The sequence below is a fragment of the Actinomycetes bacterium genome, from assembly GCA_035506535.1.
Lineage (GTDB): Bacteria > Actinomycetota > Actinomycetes > DATJPE01 > DATJPE01 > DATJPE01.
In genome coordinates, this window is record DATJPE010000074.1 from 19,567 (window position 1) to 36,208 (window position 16,642).

General features: G+C 72.9%; 15 protein-coding genes. 9 read left to right on the forward strand and 6 right to left on the reverse strand.

Annotation, left to right across the window (positions count from 1 at the left end):
• Positions 1 to 100: 100 nt before the first annotated feature.
• A complete protein-coding gene (gene dnaB, locus VMI11_11800) occupies positions 101 to 1,462 on the forward strand; it encodes a replicative DNA helicase (protein HTY73092.1) in 1,362 nt (453 codons plus the stop codon).
• Between the two features lie 78 nt (positions 1,463 to 1,540).
• Here dnaB and VMI11_11805 read toward each other — a convergent pair whose 3' ends face one another.
• The gene (locus VMI11_11805) at positions 1,541 to 2,362 is read right to left on the reverse strand and encodes a putative protein N(5)-glutamine methyltransferase (GenBank protein HTY73093.1); all 822 of its coding nucleotides are present in this window, start codon (positions 2,360 to 2,362) and stop codon (positions 1,541 to 1,543) included.
• Between the two features lie 95 nt (positions 2,363 to 2,457).
• On the opposite strand from VMI11_11805, the gene VMI11_11810 reads away from it, so the two are divergent.
• Positions 2,458 to 3,819 (forward strand): dipeptidase, encoded by a 1,362-nt coding sequence (locus tag VMI11_11810; protein HTY73094.1) that lies wholly within the window; start codon positions 2,458 to 2,460, stop codon positions 3,817 to 3,819.
• Positions 3,820 to 3,828: 9 nt separating this feature from the next.
• Here the strand turns inward: VMI11_11810 and VMI11_11815 are convergent, their stop codons facing one another.
• The 3 genes from VMI11_11815 to VMI11_11825 are packed head-to-tail and all read right to left on the reverse strand — an operon-like array spanning position 3,829 to position 6,117.
• Entirely contained in the window at positions 3,829 to 4,737 is a 909-nt protein-coding gene (locus VMI11_11815; protein ID HTY73095.1) for a LamG domain-containing protein, read from the reverse strand.
• A complete protein-coding gene (locus VMI11_11820; protein ID HTY73096.1) occupies positions 4,685 to 5,482 on the reverse strand; it encodes a signal peptidase I in 798 nt (265 codons plus the stop codon). The genes VMI11_11815 and VMI11_11820 overlap by 53 nt, the downstream gene beginning before the upstream one ends.
• Positions 5,479 to 6,117, reverse strand: a complete 639-nt coding sequence (locus tag VMI11_11825) for a TasA family protein (GenBank protein HTY73097.1) — start codon at positions 6,115 to 6,117, stop codon at positions 5,479 to 5,481. Before VMI11_11825 ends, VMI11_11820 begins: the two co-directional genes overlap by 4 nt.
• A gap of 171 nt (positions 6,118 to 6,288) precedes the next feature.
• Here VMI11_11825 and VMI11_11830 point away from each other — a divergent pair, with 171 nt between their 5' ends.
• The 5 genes from VMI11_11830 to VMI11_11850 all read left to right on the forward strand — a co-directional run bounded on the left by VMI11_11830 (position 6,289) and on the right by VMI11_11850 (position 11,254).
• Entirely contained in the window at positions 6,289 to 7,326 is a 1,038-nt protein-coding gene (locus tag VMI11_11830) for a histidinol-phosphate transaminase (GenBank protein HTY73098.1), read from the forward strand.
• A 138-nt stretch (positions 7,327 to 7,464) separates the two neighbouring features.
• A complete protein-coding gene (gene pdhA, locus VMI11_11835) occupies positions 7,465 to 8,565 on the forward strand; it encodes a pyruvate dehydrogenase (acetyl-transferring) E1 component subunit alpha (protein ID HTY73099.1) in 1,101 nt (366 codons plus the stop codon).
• Entirely contained in the window at positions 8,565 to 9,563 is a 999-nt protein-coding gene (locus VMI11_11840; GenBank protein ID HTY73100.1) for an alpha-ketoacid dehydrogenase subunit beta, read from the forward strand. Before pdhA ends, VMI11_11840 begins: the two co-directional genes overlap by 1 nt.
• 51 nt (positions 9,564 to 9,614) lie before the next feature.
• The gene (locus VMI11_11845) at positions 9,615 to 11,039 is read left to right on the forward strand and encodes a dihydrolipoamide acetyltransferase family protein (protein HTY73101.1); all 1,425 of its coding nucleotides are present in this window, start codon (positions 9,615 to 9,617) and stop codon (positions 11,037 to 11,039) included.
• Positions 11,040 to 11,128: 89 nt separating this feature from the next.
• Positions 11,129 to 11,254, forward strand: coding sequence for a hypothetical protein (locus tag VMI11_11850; protein HTY73102.1), 126 nt, complete (start codon positions 11,129 to 11,131; stop codon positions 11,252 to 11,254).
• A gap of 50 nt (positions 11,255 to 11,304) precedes the next feature.
• Here VMI11_11850 and VMI11_11855 read toward each other — a convergent pair whose 3' ends face one another.
• A complete protein-coding gene (locus tag VMI11_11855; protein ID HTY73103.1) occupies positions 11,305 to 12,120 on the reverse strand; it encodes a maleylpyruvate isomerase family mycothiol-dependent enzyme in 816 nt (271 codons plus the stop codon).
• A 130-nt stretch (positions 12,121 to 12,250) separates the two neighbouring features.
• Here VMI11_11855 and VMI11_11860 point away from each other — a divergent pair, with 130 nt between their 5' ends.
• Both VMI11_11860 and VMI11_11865 read left to right on the forward strand, forming a co-directional pair.
• Complete coding sequence (locus tag VMI11_11860; GenBank protein HTY73104.1) at positions 12,251 to 13,024, forward strand: carbon-nitrogen family hydrolase; 774 nt, start codon at positions 12,251 to 12,253, stop codon at positions 13,022 to 13,024.
• A gap of 11 nt (positions 13,025 to 13,035) precedes the next feature.
• The gene (locus tag VMI11_11865) at positions 13,036 to 13,806 is read left to right on the forward strand and encodes a glycerophosphodiester phosphodiesterase (GenBank protein HTY73105.1); all 771 of its coding nucleotides are present in this window, start codon (positions 13,036 to 13,038) and stop codon (positions 13,804 to 13,806) included.
• A 6-nt stretch (positions 13,807 to 13,812) separates the two neighbouring features.
• Here VMI11_11865 and VMI11_11870 read toward each other — a convergent pair whose 3' ends face one another.
• Positions 13,813 to 16,635 (reverse strand): fibronectin type III domain-containing protein, encoded by a 2,823-nt coding sequence (locus VMI11_11870; GenBank protein ID HTY73106.1) that lies wholly within the window; start codon positions 16,633 to 16,635, stop codon positions 13,813 to 13,815.
• Positions 16,636 to 16,642 lie beyond the last annotated feature (7 nt).

A 16,642-nucleotide genomic window follows, 5' to 3' on the forward strand; every position in this document is an offset into this window, starting at 1 on the left:
GAGTCGTACGGACGTTCGTGCGGTCGCGCCACCCGGCGCGGCTTCGGGGAGGCGGCGGCGCATCGCGCTCGCTGCCGGACTGCGGGAGGCTCGGCCAGCAGTGACGGTCACCGAGATCCACCCCGGCGGGGGCTACGAGCCGGGGTTCGAGCGGCAGCCGCCGCAGGATCTCCTCGCCGAGCAGTGCGTCCTCGGCGGGATGCTGCTGTCCAAGGACGCCATCGCCGACGTCGTGGAGGTCATCCGTGGCGCCGACTTCTACAAGCCGGCCCACCAGACGGTCTACGAGGCGATCACCGACCTGTACGGCCGCGGGGAGCCGGCCGATCCGGTCACCGTCGCCAATGCGCTGCTCGTCTCCGGTGAGCTCCAGCGCATCGGCGGGCCGGCCTACCTGCACACCCTCATCGCCTCGGTGCCCACGGCCGCCAACGCGGGCTTCTACGCCAAGATCGTCCGCGAGCGGGCCATCCTCCGCCGGCTGGTCGAGGCGGGCACCCGGATCGTGCAGATGGGCTACAACGCCGACGCCGAGGCCGACGACATCGTCGACCGGGCCCAGGCGGAGGTGTACGCCGTCACCGAGCGGCGCACGTCGGAGGACTACGCGCCGCTGAGCGAGATCCTGCAGGGCACCCTCGACGAGATCGAGGCGATCGGCTCGCACGGCGGGGCGATGGTGGGTGTGCCCACCGGTTTCTCCGACCTGGACGCGCTGACCAACGGGCTGCATGGCGGTCAGATGATCGTCGTAGCGGCCCGTCCCGGTGCCGGCAAGTCGACGATGGCGCTGGACATCTGCCGGTCCGCGTCGATCCGAGGAGGCCTGACTTCGGCGGTGTTCTCCCTCGAGATGAGCCGCCACGAGATCACCATGCGCCTGCTGTCCGCCGAGGCCAGGGTGGCGTTGCACAAGATGCGTTCCGGCACGCTCTCCGACCAGGACTGGAACTCCCTCGCGCGCACGATGACGTCGGTGTCGGAGGCTCCGATGTTCATCGACGACTCCCCCAACCTGTCGATGATGGAGATCCGCGCGAAGTGCCGCCGGCTCAAGCAGCGTCACGACCTGCGCCTGGTGGTCATCGACTACCTGCAGCTGATGACGAGCGGCCGCAAGGTCGAGTCGCGCCAGCAGGAGGTCTCGGAGTTCTCCCGCTCGCTCAAGCTGCTCGCCAAGGAGCTCGACGTCCCGGTGATCGCGGTGAGCCAGCTCAACCGGGGTCCCGAGCAGCGCACCGACAAGAAACCCCAGCTCGCCGACCTGCGCGAGTCCGGCTCGATAGAACAGGACGCGGACATCGTCGTGCTGCTCCACCGCGAGGACATGTACGAGCGGGAGAGCCCCCGCGCCGGTGAGGCGGACTTCATCGTGGCCAAGCACCGCAACGGGCCGACCGCGACCGTCACCGTCGCCTTCCAGGGTCACTACAGCCGCTTCGTCGACATGGCCCAGATGTAGCGCTGGAGCCGGTGGTCGGCCGAGCCGCCCCCTTGCCGGAAACCTCTCGGCCGCGGTGCGCCTGCGCCCCTCGGCATATCAGGTGGCCACGACCCGCAGTCTGGGGCGTCGGGTGAGTGCGCCGACGACGACGCGTGCGTCGAGCGCGGCGCTGCGGAGGACGCGGACGCGCAGCCCCGCCTCCCCCAGGATCCGCCGGGTCGCGGTCAGCTGGTCCTCGCCGACCTCGATGAGCAGCCGCCCGGCCGGCGCCAGCCAACGTGGGGCATCGAGGGCGATGCGGCGGTGCACGTCCAGGCCGTCAGGCCCGCCGTCGAGGGCCAGGCCGGGCTCGTGCAGTCGTGCCTCCGCCGGCATGAGGTCGAGCTCGCCGGTGGGGACGTACGGCGCGTTCGCGGCGAGCACGTCGACCCGCCCGGCCAGGTCTCCCGGCAGCCCCGCGTAGAGGTCCCCCACTGCGACGACAGCGTCGTCGGGCAGGTTGCGCCGGGCGCACCCGACCGCCAGCGGGTCGGCGTCCACGGCGTGCAGCTCGAGATCTCCCACGCTGTCGGCCACCACCGCACCGATGGCCCCGGACCCGCAGCACAGGTCGACCACCACCGGCCGGTGCCCGACGACGGCCGCCGCCGCCGACGCGGCCGTACGCGCCAGCAGCTCGGTGCGTCGTCGCGGGACGAAGACGCCCGGTTCGACGAGGACTCGGCGCCCCGCGAACAGGCCCCACCCCAGGACGTGCTCCAGCGGAGCGCCCAGCTCACGACGCTCGACGAGCGTCTCGAGCCGGGCCGGGTCCGTGCCCGCCGCGACGAGCAGCTCGGCCTCCTCCTCGGCGAACACGCACCCCGCGGCGCGCAGCCGCAGCGTGACCGCCGCGACGCCCAGCGCCTCCTGCCCCATCCCACCTCCCGCTCCCCCGACATCCTCGCCCTTCGGAGAACAGCGGGGAGGCCTGGATGTCGGGGGTGTCCGAGGGGGACGTAGCCTGCCGTGCCGTGACCGACGTCGAGGACCTGCAGCGGGCGGTGGCGGACCTGATGCCTCGAGCCCGTCAGGACCTGGCCGCGCTCGTGGCGATCCCGTCGGTCTACGACGCCCGCCAGTTCGACCTCGCCCACTGCGCGCGGGCCGCCCGGTGGGTGATGGAGGCCTTCCTCGACCTCGGCGTCGCCGATGTCCGACTCGAGCGCACCCCCGACGGGAGCGATGCCGTGGTCGGCAGCCTCGCCGGCCCCGCGGGCGCACCGACGGTCCTGCTCTACAGCCACTACGACGTCCAGCCGCCGCTGGACGATGCCGCCTGGCGCAGCCCGCCGTTCGAGCTGGTCGAACGCGAGGGTCGCTGGTACGGGCGGGGGACGGCCGACTGCAAGGGCAACCTCGTCATGCACCTCACCGCGCTCCGCGCGCTTCGTGGCACCGACGGGACCTACCCGGTGGGTCTCAAGGTGGTCATGGAGGGCTCGGAGGAGCAGGGGCTCGGCGGTCTGGAGCGCTGGGTCGAGGCCCACCCGGAGGTCCTCTCCGCGGACGCCATCGTCATCGCCGACGGCGGCAACGCGGAGCTCGGCCTGCCCACGCTGACCACCTCGCTGAGGGGGATGGTCACCGCGATCGTGCGCGTGGCGTCCTTGACCGGCCCCCAGCACTCAGGGTCCTACGGCGGCGCCGCGCCCGACGCCCTCGCCGCGCTCATCGCCATGCTGGCCAGCATGCGAGACGTCGAGGGACGTACGACGATCCGCGGCCTCGACGACCTGGCCGACGCGACCTGGGACGGCGTCGACTACCCCGCCGAGCGCTTCCGCGAGGATGCCGGCGTCCTCGACGGGGTCCGCCTCATCGGGGGTGGCAGCGTCCCGGACGCGGTGTGGGCCCGGCCGGCGCTCACCGTCACCGGCATCGACTGCCCACCCGCCGTCGGGTCGCCGAACGCCATCCAGCCCAGGGCAGCCGCGCGGCTCAACCTGCGCATCCCGCCCAGCACCGACCCGGCCCGCGCCGGCGCGGCCCTGACCGAGCACCTGCTGGCCGTCGCCCCGTGGGGGGTGCGGGTCGAGGTCGAGCTCGAGGGCAGCGGCACCGGCTTCCTCGCGGTGACCGACGGACCGGCGTACGCCGCCATGCGGGAGGCCATGCATGCGGCCTTCGGCCGCGAGCCGGTGACGGCGGGGCAGGGTGGCTCGATCCCGCTGTGCAACACGCTGCGCTCCACCTACCCGGACGCGGAGATCCTGCTCATCGGGGTCGAGGAGCCGAGGAGCCTCATCCACGCGCCCAACGAGAGCGTCGATCCCGGGGAGATCGAGCGGACCGCGCTGGCCGAGGCGCTGTTCCTTCGGCGCCTCGCCAGCTGACCGCGCGGCTCACGTGTGGTTCGCGGCCGCGAGGTCGGCGACCTGGGCGTCGCTCAGCTGGGCATCCCAGATGGCGACCTCGTCGACGGTGCCCTTGACCAGCTCGTCGGCCGTGCCGAGGCCGGGGTCGTCCGTGGGCAGCGCGTCCCAGCCGATGCGCCACCACCCGTCGTAGGCCTCGGCGCTCGTCGTGGCCGGGTCGGACCCGGACTGACGTACGCCGTCGACGTAGAGGAGCAGTCCGGCCGGGCCGAGGGAGAACGCGACGTGGTGGGTCGCGCCGACGACGGGCGCGTCGGACCGGACGGCGCTGACGGCTCCGCCGGTGTCGCGGACCGCGGCCCGCAGGTAGCCGGCGTCGTCGACGTAGAGCACGCGGTCCTCATCGGTCGAGGGCCCGCTCGAGGCGTCGCCGAAGCCGAGGATCCGTCCCGCGTCGCTGACCGAGATCCACGCGGCCACCGTGAGGGCGTCGGGCGCCGGCGCGGCCGGCCCGCCGACCCGCACGAAGGGCTGACCGGAGGGGTCGCCGTCGAAGGCCAGTGCCGTGTTGGTGTCGCCGATCAGCAGCCCGGTGGCGCCCCACCCGAGCGGGCTGCCCGACGCGACCGCCGACACCCCCCGCGAACCGTCGTCGGTCACGAAAGTGACCGGGGCCTCCTCCGACAGGCGCAGCACGTCGACCGGGGCGGGTGTGGTGGTCGCCACCGTGGCCGGGTAGGGGTTGGTGCTCCACGTCCCCGTCTGGATCGGGGTGCTGGAGATCTCGGTGGAGTCGGTGAGGGTCGCTCCCGTCGCCGACGGCCCGGCCCAGGCGAGGGCCGCGCCGAGCAGGCCTGCCGCCAAGAGCAGCCGCGGGGCCTGCTCAGAGAGCCCGCGGGGCCGCATCGCGAGCGCCCTTCTGCGGGTCGCGGTCACGTCGGGGCACGCGCCGCCACGACAGCAGCTCCGCGCCGAGCAGCATGAGCAGCGGCGGCCCGAACAGCAGCAGGCGACCGGTTCCGGAGTGCGCCCAGAGCAGCTGTCGTCCCCAGCCGGTCTTGACCGCCACCACGACGCCCCGAACGTTGGTGACCGGGGTCATGTTGGGGTCCGGGAAGGCGTTCCCGTCGCCCTTGGTCTGGATCACCTGGCGGGTCTCGACCTGACCGTTGGCGTCGTACACGAGGTGGCCGTCGCTGGTGGTCACCGGCAGGGTCTTGAGGTCGACGATGCGGTGGGTCTCCAGGCGGCGCGGGGACTGAGCCGCGGTCCAGAAGGTGACCACCATGCCCCGACGCAGCTCGGTCGGGCTGATCGGGTGCACGACCACGGCGTCGCCCTCGCGGACCGTGGGTTGCATCGACCCGCTGGTCACGACGAGCAGCTGCTCGCCCTTGAGGTGGTACCAGAGCGGGACGCTGTAGCTGACCAGGATGGCCGCGACGAACGCGCCGATCACCAGCCGGAACGCGACCCGCCGCGCCCGGTCCCCGGCGAGCGGGGCCAGGAGGCGCCGCGCCCCGACCAAGACCCGACCGGCGGCCCGACTCACCAGGAGCCCGACCGCGGGGAGCGAGATCCGCTCCGACGGGGCCGCGGTCGCCGTCGCCGCGTCGACCGAGCCCGGGGTCACCGGGTCGGCCAGCGAGTCGGCGTCCGCGGCCACGGTCCTGGTGGTCACGGGTTGTTGGCGGTCTGTTCGGCGTCGAAGTGGAGCGTCAGCGTGGTGCTGGTGCTCTGGAAGGTGTTGTCGGTGCTGAGCGGTAGCGTGGCCACGTAGCACAGCCCGTCCTTCGCCCCGGCCGCGAGGACCTGGTCGCCGGGCTGCTGGCCGACGGCTGAGTCGCCGAACATGGAGACGAAGGACGTGCCCAGCGGCGCTGGCGCGAACAGCTGGGTGGCGGTCGCCACGCTCGCGGCGTCGCAGGTCGACGCGGACGAGGGCAGCAGGTAGACCGAGACGTCCAGCTGGCCGCCGAGGGCGTTGGTGGCCTTGCCGGTGCTGCTGTAGCGCAGCTGCAGCGAGCCGTCGTTCTGCACGATCAGCTTCGCGTACGCGGAGTCGCCGGGCGCCATGTTCGTCGCGCCGAAGTCCAGCGAGGTGGTCGGGTTGGTGTTGATGTCCACGCTGCCGGTCACCACGGTGTCGCTGTCGATCTGGGCCTGGTCGGTGAACAGCGCACCGGTGGACAGGCTGCCCAGAGCCACGATCGACAGCCCGACGATCCCCGCGGTCGCAAGCAGCCGCCGGCGGCGGTCCTTCGACTCCTGCGAGCGCTCCTTGGGCTGCTCGAACTCCGACAGCAGGTCGTCCATGTCTACCTCAACCCCCGTGCCTGGAAACAAGCGTCGGCGCCCCGGGTTGGGCCCCCGCTCGCTGATGGCATCGGCGAGGTGGCCCCAGCGCTTGAGCCGCCGGGCATGGGGCGGCACCCGGATGGACCTACGCTTGCGCCCGTGGGCTCGGGAGTACGTCTGCGGCGGGCGATGGCCGGGCTCCCGGCCTACAAGGCCGGCCAACCGGCGCCCCCGGGCTCGTACAAGATCTCCTCCAACGAGAACCCGTTCCCGCCGCTCGCCTCGGTCCGCAAGGTGCTCGAGGATGCCGCCGGAGGCGTCAACCGCTACCCCGACCCGGCGTCGTCCGCGCTGCTGCACGCGCTGTCCGCGCGCTTCGAGCGCCCCGCCGACTGCTTCGCCGTCGGGACCGGGTCGGTCGGGATCCTCCAGCAGGCCATGCAGTCGGTGCTGGACGCGGGCGAGGAGGTGGTGTTCGCCTGGCGCTCCTTCGAGGCGTACCCGATCATCGCGCAGATCGTCGGCGCCACCCAGGTGCGGGTGCCGCTGCGACCCGACGAGACCCACGACCTGCCGGCGATGGCCGCGGCGGTGACGGAGCGGACCCGCCTCGTCATCGTCTGCACGCCGAACAACCCGACGTCGACGAGCGTGCGCCGTGAGGAGCTCGACGAGTTCCTCGAGGCCGTCCCCCGGGACGTGCTCGTCGTGCTCGACGAGGCCTATCGCGAGTTCGTCCGCGACCCCGACGCGCCGGACGGCCTGCGGGTCCAGGCCGAGCATCCGAACGTCGCGGTGCTGCGGACCTTCTCCAAGGCGTACGGCCTCGCGGGACTTCGGGTCGGGTTCGCGGTCGCGCACTCCGAGGTCGCCGAGGCGCTGCGCAAGACCGCCGTGCCCTTCGGGGTGTCCTCTCTCGCCGAGGATGCCGCCGTGGCCTCGCTGGCGGCCGAGGCCGAGCTGCTCGAGCGCGTCGAGGTCCTCGTGGCCGAGCGCGCGCGGGTGCTCGGCGCGCTGCGGGCGCAGGGGTGGCAGGTGGCCAGGTCCGAGGCGAACTTCGTCTGGCTGCGGACCGGAGAGCACACGGCGGAGGTGGCCGCGGCCTGCGCCGCGGCCGGCGTCGTCGTCCGGCCCTTCGACGGCGAGGGGGTGCGGGTCACGGTGGCCGAGCCGGCCGCCTCGGACCGCTTCCTCGCCGCGGTGGCCGCGTTCGCCCGTACCCGCTAGCTCGGTGCCGGCGCCGGCGAGACTGCGCCGCGCGGACCCGCGAGTCGCTCGCGAGGCGGCTCCCCCAGGGGTGCACCGGGGTGTCAGGATGAGGAGCGGCTGGCCACCCAGCCGGCTCGGCGGTGGGAGGAGGGCGGCGTGACCTCGGAGTTCATCCAGCTGCTCACCCCTGAGGGAGAGCGCGTCCCCGACGAGACGTACGACCCCTGGATCGCCGACGTCACCGACGAGCACCTGCGCGGGCTCTACCGCGACCTGCTGCTCACGCGGCGGGTCGACGTCGAGGCCACCGCGCTCCAGCGCCAGGGCGAGCTCGGGCTCTGGGCCAGCTGTCTGGGTCAGGAGGCGGCGCAGGTGGGCAGCGGGCGCGCCCTGCTCGCCGACGACTTCGCCTTCCCGACCTACCGCGAGCACGGCGTTGCGATCACGCGCGGCGTCGACCCGATGAGCCTGCTCGGCCTGTTCCGGGGGGTGAGCAACGGCGGATGGGACCCGCACGAGCACAACTTCGCGCTCTACACGATCGTCATCGGCAACCAGTGCCTGCACGCGGTCGGCTACGCCATGGGCGTCCAGATGGAGGCGTCACGATCCGGCGGTGAGCGATCGAGCGCCGTCATCGCCTACTTCGGCGACGGAGCCTCCAGCCAGGGTGACGTCAACGAGGCGTTCGTGTTCGCGGGCTCGTTCAACGCACCGGTCGTGTTCTTCTGCCAGAACAACCAGTGGGCGATATCGGAGCCGATCGAGCGGCAGAGCCGCATCCCGCTGTACCGCCGCGCCTCGGGCTTCGGCTTCCCCGGCGTGCGGGTCGACGGCAACGACGTCCTCGCCGTCCTCGCGGTGACCCGCGCGCACCTGGCCGCGGCTCGCGAGGGGCAGGGACCCTCCCTGATCGAGGCGTTCACCTACCGGATGGGCGCGCACACCACCTCGGACGACCCGACCCGCTACCGCCTCGCGAGCGACCTCGAGGTGTGGAAGCTCAAGGACCCCCTGGAGCGGCTGCGGTCCTATCTGTGGCGGCGACAACTCGTCGACCAGTCGTTCTTCGAAGCCCTGGACGCGGAGGCCGAGGCGCTGGCGGTACGCCTGCGCGAGGGCTGCCGGTCGATGCCGGAGCCGCCGCCGGAGGCGATGTTCACCCACGTGTACGCCGGGCCGCACCCGCTCGTCACGGAGGAGAGGGCCGCCTACGCGGCGTACCTGGAGGGCTTCCTGCCGGAGGGAGCGGTCTGATGGCCGACGACGGCGGCGTATCGACGCTGACCCTGGCCCGCGCCCTCAACCTCGGCCTGCGCCGCGCCCTGGAGTCCGACGACCGGGTGCTGCTGATGGGTGAGGACGTCGGCAAGCTGGGCGGGGTCTTCCGGGTCACCGACTCCCTGCAGAAGGACTTCGGCGAGGCGCGGGTGCTGGACACCCCGCTCGCGGAGAGCGGGATCCTGGGCACGGCGATCGGCCTGGCCATGCGCGGCTACCGCCCCGTGGTGGAGATCCAGTTCGACGGGTTCGTCTACCCGGCCTACGACCAGATCGTGTCCCAGCTCGCCAAGATGCACGCGCGCTCGGCGGGCCAGGTCCCGCTCCCGGTCACGGTGCGCATCCCCTTCGGTGGCGGCATCGGCGCGGTCGAGCACCACAGCGAGAGCCCCGAGGCCTACTTCGCCCACACCGCCGGACTGCGTGTGGTCTCCCCGTCCAACGCGGCGGACGCCTACTGGATGATCAGGCAGGCGGTCGCCTGCGACGACCCGGTGATCTTCTTCGAGCCCAAGCGGCGCTACTGGGACAAGGGTGAGGTCGACGAGTCCGCGGCGCCGGCGGAGGACCTGTTCACCGCCCGCGTCGTACGGGCGGGCGCCGACGCCACCGTCGTGTGCTACGGCCCGATGGTGCGGACCTGCCTCGAGGCCGCGTCCGCGGCGGCGGCGGAGGGTCACTCCCTCGAGGTGGTCGACCTGCGCTCGCTGTCGCCCGTGGACCTGGACACGGTGTGCGCCTCGGTGGAGCGGACCGGGCGGCTGGTCGTCGTGCACGAGGCCCCGGTCTGGCTCGGCCTCGGGGCGGAGATCGCCGCGCGGGTCCAGGAGCGGTGCTTCTTCTCCCTGGAGGCACCGGTGCTGCGGGTCGGCGGCTTCCACGCGCCGTACCCGCCGTCGCGGCTGGAGGAGCACTATCTGCCCGACCTCGACCGGGTCCTCGAGGCGGTCGACCGGCTCCTGGAGTACTCGTGAGCACGCGCGGGCGGCTGAGCACGCGCGCGCCAGGGGCGAGGGAGCGCTGAGGTGGGCGAGCTCAAGCAGTTCCGGCTGCCCGACGTCGGCGAGGGCCTGACCGAGGGCGAGGTCCTGACCTGGCATGTCAAGCCGGGGGACACCGTCGTGGTGAACCAGGTCGTCGTCGAGGTCGAGACCGCCAAGGCCGCGGTCGAGCTGCCCATCCCGTGGGCCGGCGTCGTCACCTCCCTCGACGTCGAGGTCGGCGCGACCGTGCCGGTCGGTACCCCGTTGCTCACCGTCGACGTCGGCTCGGCCGCCGGCCCGGCAGGTGGGGTCCCGCTCGCGAGGTCGCACGAGGGGGCCGCTCGGCCCGCAGCCGTACCCGTCGCCGAGCCCGCACCCGCCGCCCCCGAGCCGGCACCGCACGAGGGGGTGCGACCGGGGGTGGAGTTCGTCCCCACGGGGGCGCGGCCCCAGGAGCGGCGCGAGGCGGTGCTGGTCGGCTACGGCGTACGCGACGCCGCCGTGACCAGACGGCCCCGGCGGCCGCGAGCCGCGGCGGCCGGGTCCCAGCCCGCGACCAGCGCGGTCGGCGGCGTACGGCCGCAGGCCAAGCCGCCGGTCCGCAAGCTGGCGCGCGATCTCGGCGTCGACCTCGCGACGCTGACGCCGACCGGGCCGGGTGGGACGCTGACCCGCGAGGACGTCCTCGCCGGTCGGGGAGGCGAGGCGGGGGTCCTCGTGCAACCCGATGTAGCCCTGACCGGTGCGGTCGTCGCTCCCGCCCTGTCCGGCGACCGCCGTGAGCCCGTCCACGGGATCCGCAAGCACATGGCCGAGGCCATGGTTCGCAGCGCGTTCACGATCCCGCACGTCACGGTGTGGACCGAGGTGGACGTCACCCGTTCGGTTCGTCTGACCCGGCGGCTGCGCGAGACCCCCGGCTTCGACGACGTACGGGTCACCCCCCTGCTGCTCGTCGCCCGTGCGGTGCTCCTGGCCCTCACGCGCAACCCGGACCTCAACGCCGTCTTCGACGCCGATGCCCAGGAGGTCGTCTACCGCGAGCACGTCAACCTGGGCATCGCGGCGGCCACGCCGCGAGGCCTGATCGTGCCGAACATCAAGGGCGCCGACCTCAAGTCCCTGCCCGAGCTCGCGGCGGCGCTCGACGACCTCGTCCGCACGGCACGGGAGGGGAGGACGGCTCCCGGCGACATGACGAACGGGACGTTCACCATCACGAACGTGGGGGTCTTCGGTGTCGACGGAGGAACGCCCATCATCAATCCCGGCGAGGGCGCGATCCTCGCGGTCGGCGCCTTCCGCGAACGCCCCTGGGTGCACAAGGGCAGGGTGCGGGCCCGCTGGGTGGCCGAGCTGACCGTGTCCTTCGACCACCGCCACATCGACGGCGCGATGGGCTCGCGCTTCCTCGCCGACGTCGCGGCGGTCCTGGCCGACCCCGCCGTCGCGGTGTCCTGGTCGTGACCGCGCACGTCGGATAGCGGCCTCGTGCGGACCGGCACCGTCGGGGCCGCGCGGACCGGCCCGAGCCGGCCTCGATAGGGTCACCGCCCATGGACGCCCTGCTGGCCGAGACCGTGTGGATCCCTGGACTGCTCGCGATGGGGATCGTGGTCATCGTGGTGATGGTCGTCGTCTTCGCCCGGGGCGGGACCCGGCGCCGCCGGCGCCGCCGCTAGCCCGCCGGACCGCCCGGCGCGGTGTGATGGACATCAGGGTGTGATGGCCGTCAGGGTGTGATGGACATCGCGTCGAGCACCCGCTCGGCGAGCCCCACGTCGCCGTCGATGGTGACCCGCGCGTGCGAGGGCGTCACCCGACCGCACGCCAGGAGTGCGAACGTCCCCCAGTCGAGGGTCATCGTCGCGTCGGCGTCCTCCTCCTCGCCCTCGAGGCTGGTCGCTTGGTCCTCGCCAACCCGCACGGCCACCGTCCCGGGCAGCGCGCCGGTGAGCTCCCAGCGCACGCAGGTGCCCTCATGGAGGCCGAGCTCGCCCACGACGCTCGGCAGCGCCGTGATGATGCGCTGCCTGGCGACCTCGGCCGCGGGGCCGGTCAGGCGCTCCGGCAGGCCCTCCGCGCGCCGGACGTCCTGCTCGTGCGCCCAGACGTCGAAGGTCCGGATCGCGACGCTGCCCGCCACGGGGCGCGGCTTGCCCAGGACGCCGGGCACCAGCGCGTCCGGGTCGGTCGGGAGGGCGCCGATCTGAGGCAGGCGCTGGGCCACCACCTCGTCCAGCTCGTCGCGCACCTGCACGGGGTCGCGGCCCCGACGAAGGTCCACCCCGACCTCCATGCGCCGCTTGACCCAGTCCTCGCCGACGTGGGGCAGCCGGGACCAGTCGGGCTCGTGCGGCGGGTCGACCCGCCCGAGCAGGAGCGCCTCGAGGCACGCCACGTGGGCGAACACGTCGTGGACGCTCCATCCAGGTAGGTCGCTGGGGTCGCCCCAGCGCGTGAGGTCCACCTCGTGCGCCAGCGAGCGGATGGCGGTCAGCGCGTCCGTGTACGCCGCGACGGCGGCGTCGCGGTCCCAGGCAGCCACCCGCCCAACGTAGCCGCGCGGTCAACGTCGCGCGCCTCACCCCGACGGATCTCGCGGGGTCTCGCCCGGTTTCGCGAATCGTGCGGACATCGCCGGGACTGGGGCGGCGCCGACGTGCGACGCTGGTGCCGTGCGCATCGCGGCCCTCCAGCTCGCCCCGGACTACACCCAGCCCATCGACGCGCGGCGGGAGCAGGCCGCCGGCCTGGTCCGCGCCCAGGCGGGCGCCGACCTCGTCGTCCTGCCGGAGCTCTGGCCGCAGGGCGGGTTCCTCTACACCCGCTGGGCGGAGCAGGCCGAGGCCGTGGACGGACCCACCGTCGAGGCGATCTCCGCGGCGGCCAAGCAGATCGGTGCGTGGGTGCATGCGGGCTCGCTCATCGAGCGCGACGAGGAGGGCCGGCTGCACAACACCTCGGTGCTGCTGCGCCCGGACGGCTCCGTCGCGGCGACGTACCGCAAGATCCATCTGTTCGGCTTCAGCGAGGGCGAACCGGCGCTGCTGGTCGCCGGCGTCTCGCCGGTGACCGTCGACACCGACCTCGGCCGGCTCGGGCTCGCCACGTGCTACGACCTGCGCTTCCCGGAGCTGTTCCGGGCGCTCGTCGACGCCGGCGCCGAGTGCGTCGTCATCCCCGCGGCCTGGCCCGCCTCGCGGGTCGAGCACTGGTCCGTCCTCGCCAGGGCCCGGGCCATCGAGAACCAGTACGTCGTGGTCGCCGTCAACGCCACGGGCGAGCAGGGGACCGACCGCATGGCCGGTGGCTCAGCCGTCATCGACGCGCGTGGCACCGTCGTGACGGCAGCCGGTGCCGAGCCCACGGTGCTCACCGCCGAGGTCGACCTGGCGGACGTCCGCGTGTGGCGCGAGCAGTTCCCGGCGCTCGCCGACCGCCGCCTGTAGGGCGCACCCGCATGCGACGGCTCTGGCCCTGGGTGGCCGGGGCGATCGGGCTGGTCCTGGTGGTGACGCTGGCCATCTCGTGGCCGCACGTCCAGCGCTTCACGACCGGCCTGCCACCGGAGCAGTTCCACGAGGAGCTCGACCCGGCGCTGCTTCAGGACTACCCGGCCGTGCTCGGCATCGCGCACAACGCCGGCAACCGGCTCGACACGGTGCAGCTGGCGCTGGCCCACGGCGCCGACGTCATCGAGGTCGACGTCATCTCGGTGCGCGGGCAGATCGTCGCGGGTCGGGACCAACCCTGGCCGTGGCTGGGCGAGCATCTGTTCCGCGGTCCGACGCTGGAGTCGGTCTGGGAGCACGCGGCGGCCGCGCAGGTCCTCAAGCTCGACCTCAAGCAGACCGACCGCGCGTTCCTCGACGACCTCGTCGCCTTCCTCGCCCCGCGCGCCTCCTCCCGCGAGGTCATGATCTCGACGAGGAACGAGGGGGCCTTGCTGTACCTCCACCAGCGGCTGCCGGCGGTGACGATGCTCTACTCCATCGGCTTCCCTGAGGGCTTCCAGCACCTGCGCGCCGACGCGGTGCTGCAACACGCGATCGGCGGCGCGACGGTGTTCCAGGGGTTGGTGAGCTCCGACCTCGTGACGTGGATGCACGAACGGCACCTGCTCGTGCTCGCGTGGACGGTCAACGACGTGCACCGGCTCAACGAGCTGGTCGCCCTGCACGTCGACGGCGTCACGACCGCGAACCTGGCAATCCTCCAGGCGCTGTCGTGACCCCGCTCAGCTGACGACGAGCAGGCGCTTGGTGCTGGTGCCGGTCGGGAGGCCGTGGGCGCTCACGCGGACCCTGAAGTAGCCGCGTCCCACCGTCGCGGTCCACGACAGCGACCAGCGACCCTTGGTCGACGTGACGTGGACCGTGTGGACGGTCACCCAGCGGCCGTGGGCCCAGTGCTGCAGCCGGACCACCGACCCCTTGCCGGGACGGGAGATGCCGCTGAAGCGAACAGCCAGGCCGGCCGTCACGTGCGTGTGGTTGAGGCGAAGCGAGGACGTCGCGTGCGCGACGAGCGGGAGCGAGTGTGACGCCGCGGCCATGAGCGCGGTGCTGCCCTCGGCGACGGCGTAGACGCTGGTACGCGTCTTGGGGCGGTAGGTCAGGGTGAAGGTGCCGTCGACCTTGGTCGTGGCCGTGAGGCCGGGCACCGTCGTGTACGTGCTCGCCCCGCGCGGGCGTACCCGCAGGATCACGGTCGCGCCGGAAAGGGGGAGGCCGGTCGTGGCGTCCGTGACCGTCCCCTTGAGCGTCGCCGGTGAGCCGTAGGCGACCGAGCGCGCGGCAGTGGTCGTCACGACCGTGGTGCCACGAAGGGTCGTGGTCGCGTCCGGTCCGCTGCCCCACACGCTCGCGGCGCTGACCGAGAAGGTGTACGTCGTGTGCGGCACCAGTCCGGTGACCGTGACGGGGAACGTCAGGCCGCCCGCCCCGAGCGTTCTCGTCACGACCGGTCCGCTCGGTGGCGTGGCGGTGACGGTGTAGCTGGTCAGAGGGGCGGGCGAGGACGGCGCGGTCCACGTCAGCGCGGCGGAGGTCGTCGATCCAGTCGCGGTCAGGCCGGTGGGACGCCCGGGTGCCGAGGTGTCGAGGCTCGCGCTTCGCGGCGTGCCGTCCCCGGCCGCGCTGTGCGGCACGACGGTGACGGTGTACACCGAGCCCGGGGCCACCGAGAAGTGGGCCGAGGTGCCCGTCACGGTCTGCGTGTCACCGCCGGGGATGAGCGTGACGTCGTAGGAGGTCACCGGCGCGTAGGCGAGCGCAGCCGGGGGGTTCCAGTCGGCGGTCAGCGTCGAGCCGCCACCACCCAGGGTGAGCCCCTGGACGGGACCGGATGCGCACGGGCCGCCGTCGGTGTCGTCGATGTTCGACCAGGCGGTGCGGAACCCGGTGACGGTGTTGGCGCTGGCGTCGATGGTGGCGGTGAGGTCCTCGTCCGCGGCGACTCCGGTGTCCCAGACGTCCAGTGCGGTCCCGGGGGTCGGCGTCGAGTCGGCCGCCGCGTCGCGGGTGAACAGGTTGCACGTGAGCGTCGTACGGCCGGGGTTGTAGCCAGGTGCGTCGGCGACGTACAGGCCGAAGTCGGTGTCCGTGCCGTCGACGACGTTGCGGACGAACGTCACGTTCTCCGCGCCGTAGAGCAGCACCCCGGTGGCGTTCCAGTCGGTGTTGCCGTCCCAGTCGTTGCCCTCGATGGTGTTGGCGGTGACGTAGGCCCGTGCCCCGCGGCTGATCTGCAGCGAGTTGCTCGCGGTGATCAGGTCGAGGTCGCTGGAGGCCACGTAGGAGTTCGTGAGCTTGAGGGAGACGTTGCCGTTGGCCCGGATGCCCGTCTTCTGGAACCCGGTGACCTGGACGTCGTCGACGTCGACCTGCATGCGGTTGGCGCCGCCGAGGTTGGTGATGTCGACGGAGTTGCCGCTCTGGCAGCCGCTGCCGGAGCCGTACCGCACGTTCGCGACTGTCGAATGCGTGAAGGAGCCGGCAGCGTCGTTGAACTGGATGCCGAAGAGGGAGGAGCTGCATCCCGCGGCGAAGTCGCCCACCAGGTGCACGTCCGTGACGTTCATCGTCTGGTCGGCCGTGGCGTGGTCGTTGGTGAGGATGGGGCCGGTGAACGACCCGCTGCTCGGGTCGACGGCGGTGATGGTGTGCCCGGCGCCGTCGAGGGTCCAGCCGTCGTGCAACGTCAGCGTCTGGTTCGTGGTGCAGTCGGCCTTCAGGGTCAGCGTCTGGGTCGCGTTGTTGATGGTGACCGGGCAGCTGCCGAGCCCCTCCTCGAGGTCGTAGGTCGCCGCGGCGCTCGTCGTGACCACGGTGATGTCGTCGACCCAGCCCTCCCGGCCGGCCCAGGCCGGCGTACTGGTGTCTCCGATGACGAACTGGATGTCGCCGTAGGTCGGGTTGACGACGGCGTCGCCCAGCAGCGCAGTCCAGTCGCCCCACGTCTTGTACGTCCACAGGGGCGTCGTGACGCCGCCCACGACCACGGGCCGCGTCAGTCGCCACGTGGCGGTGCCGTTGATGGTGTCGTTGGTGCCCCAGGCGCCGCCCGGGACGCTCGGCTCGTAGACGAGGGTGGCGTTGCCCGTCGCACCGGGGACACCGGGCTGGTCGCCGTCGGCGATGCCGTCCTTGTTCGCGTCGATCGCGCTGCTGTGGATCGGGATGTTCAGGTACGGCGAGTACGTGCCGTCGCTGGCGTAGCTGGCGTAGGTCAGCTGTGAGAAGTCGGTGAGCGGGGTCCCGAGCAGCGGTGTGCCGTCGACCTTGGTGAGGTGCAGGAACTGCTTGTCGCCGATGGCGTGGCTGGCCAGGTGGTACGACCCGGTGCCCAGCGGCGGGGCCCCCGGTCCCTGGACGAACGCGCCGGTGCCGCCGTTCGCGCTCTCGACGGCCCACCCGCTCGAACCGTCGGCGGAAACGTCGCCGCCGGTGACGACGTACACCGGCGGGTCCGCGTGTGCCGTGGTCGCGGTCGCGACCTGGACGAGACCGGCGGCGACCGCGACGGCGGCGATGGTCGACCAACTGCGTACGCGCCTCACGAGCGAC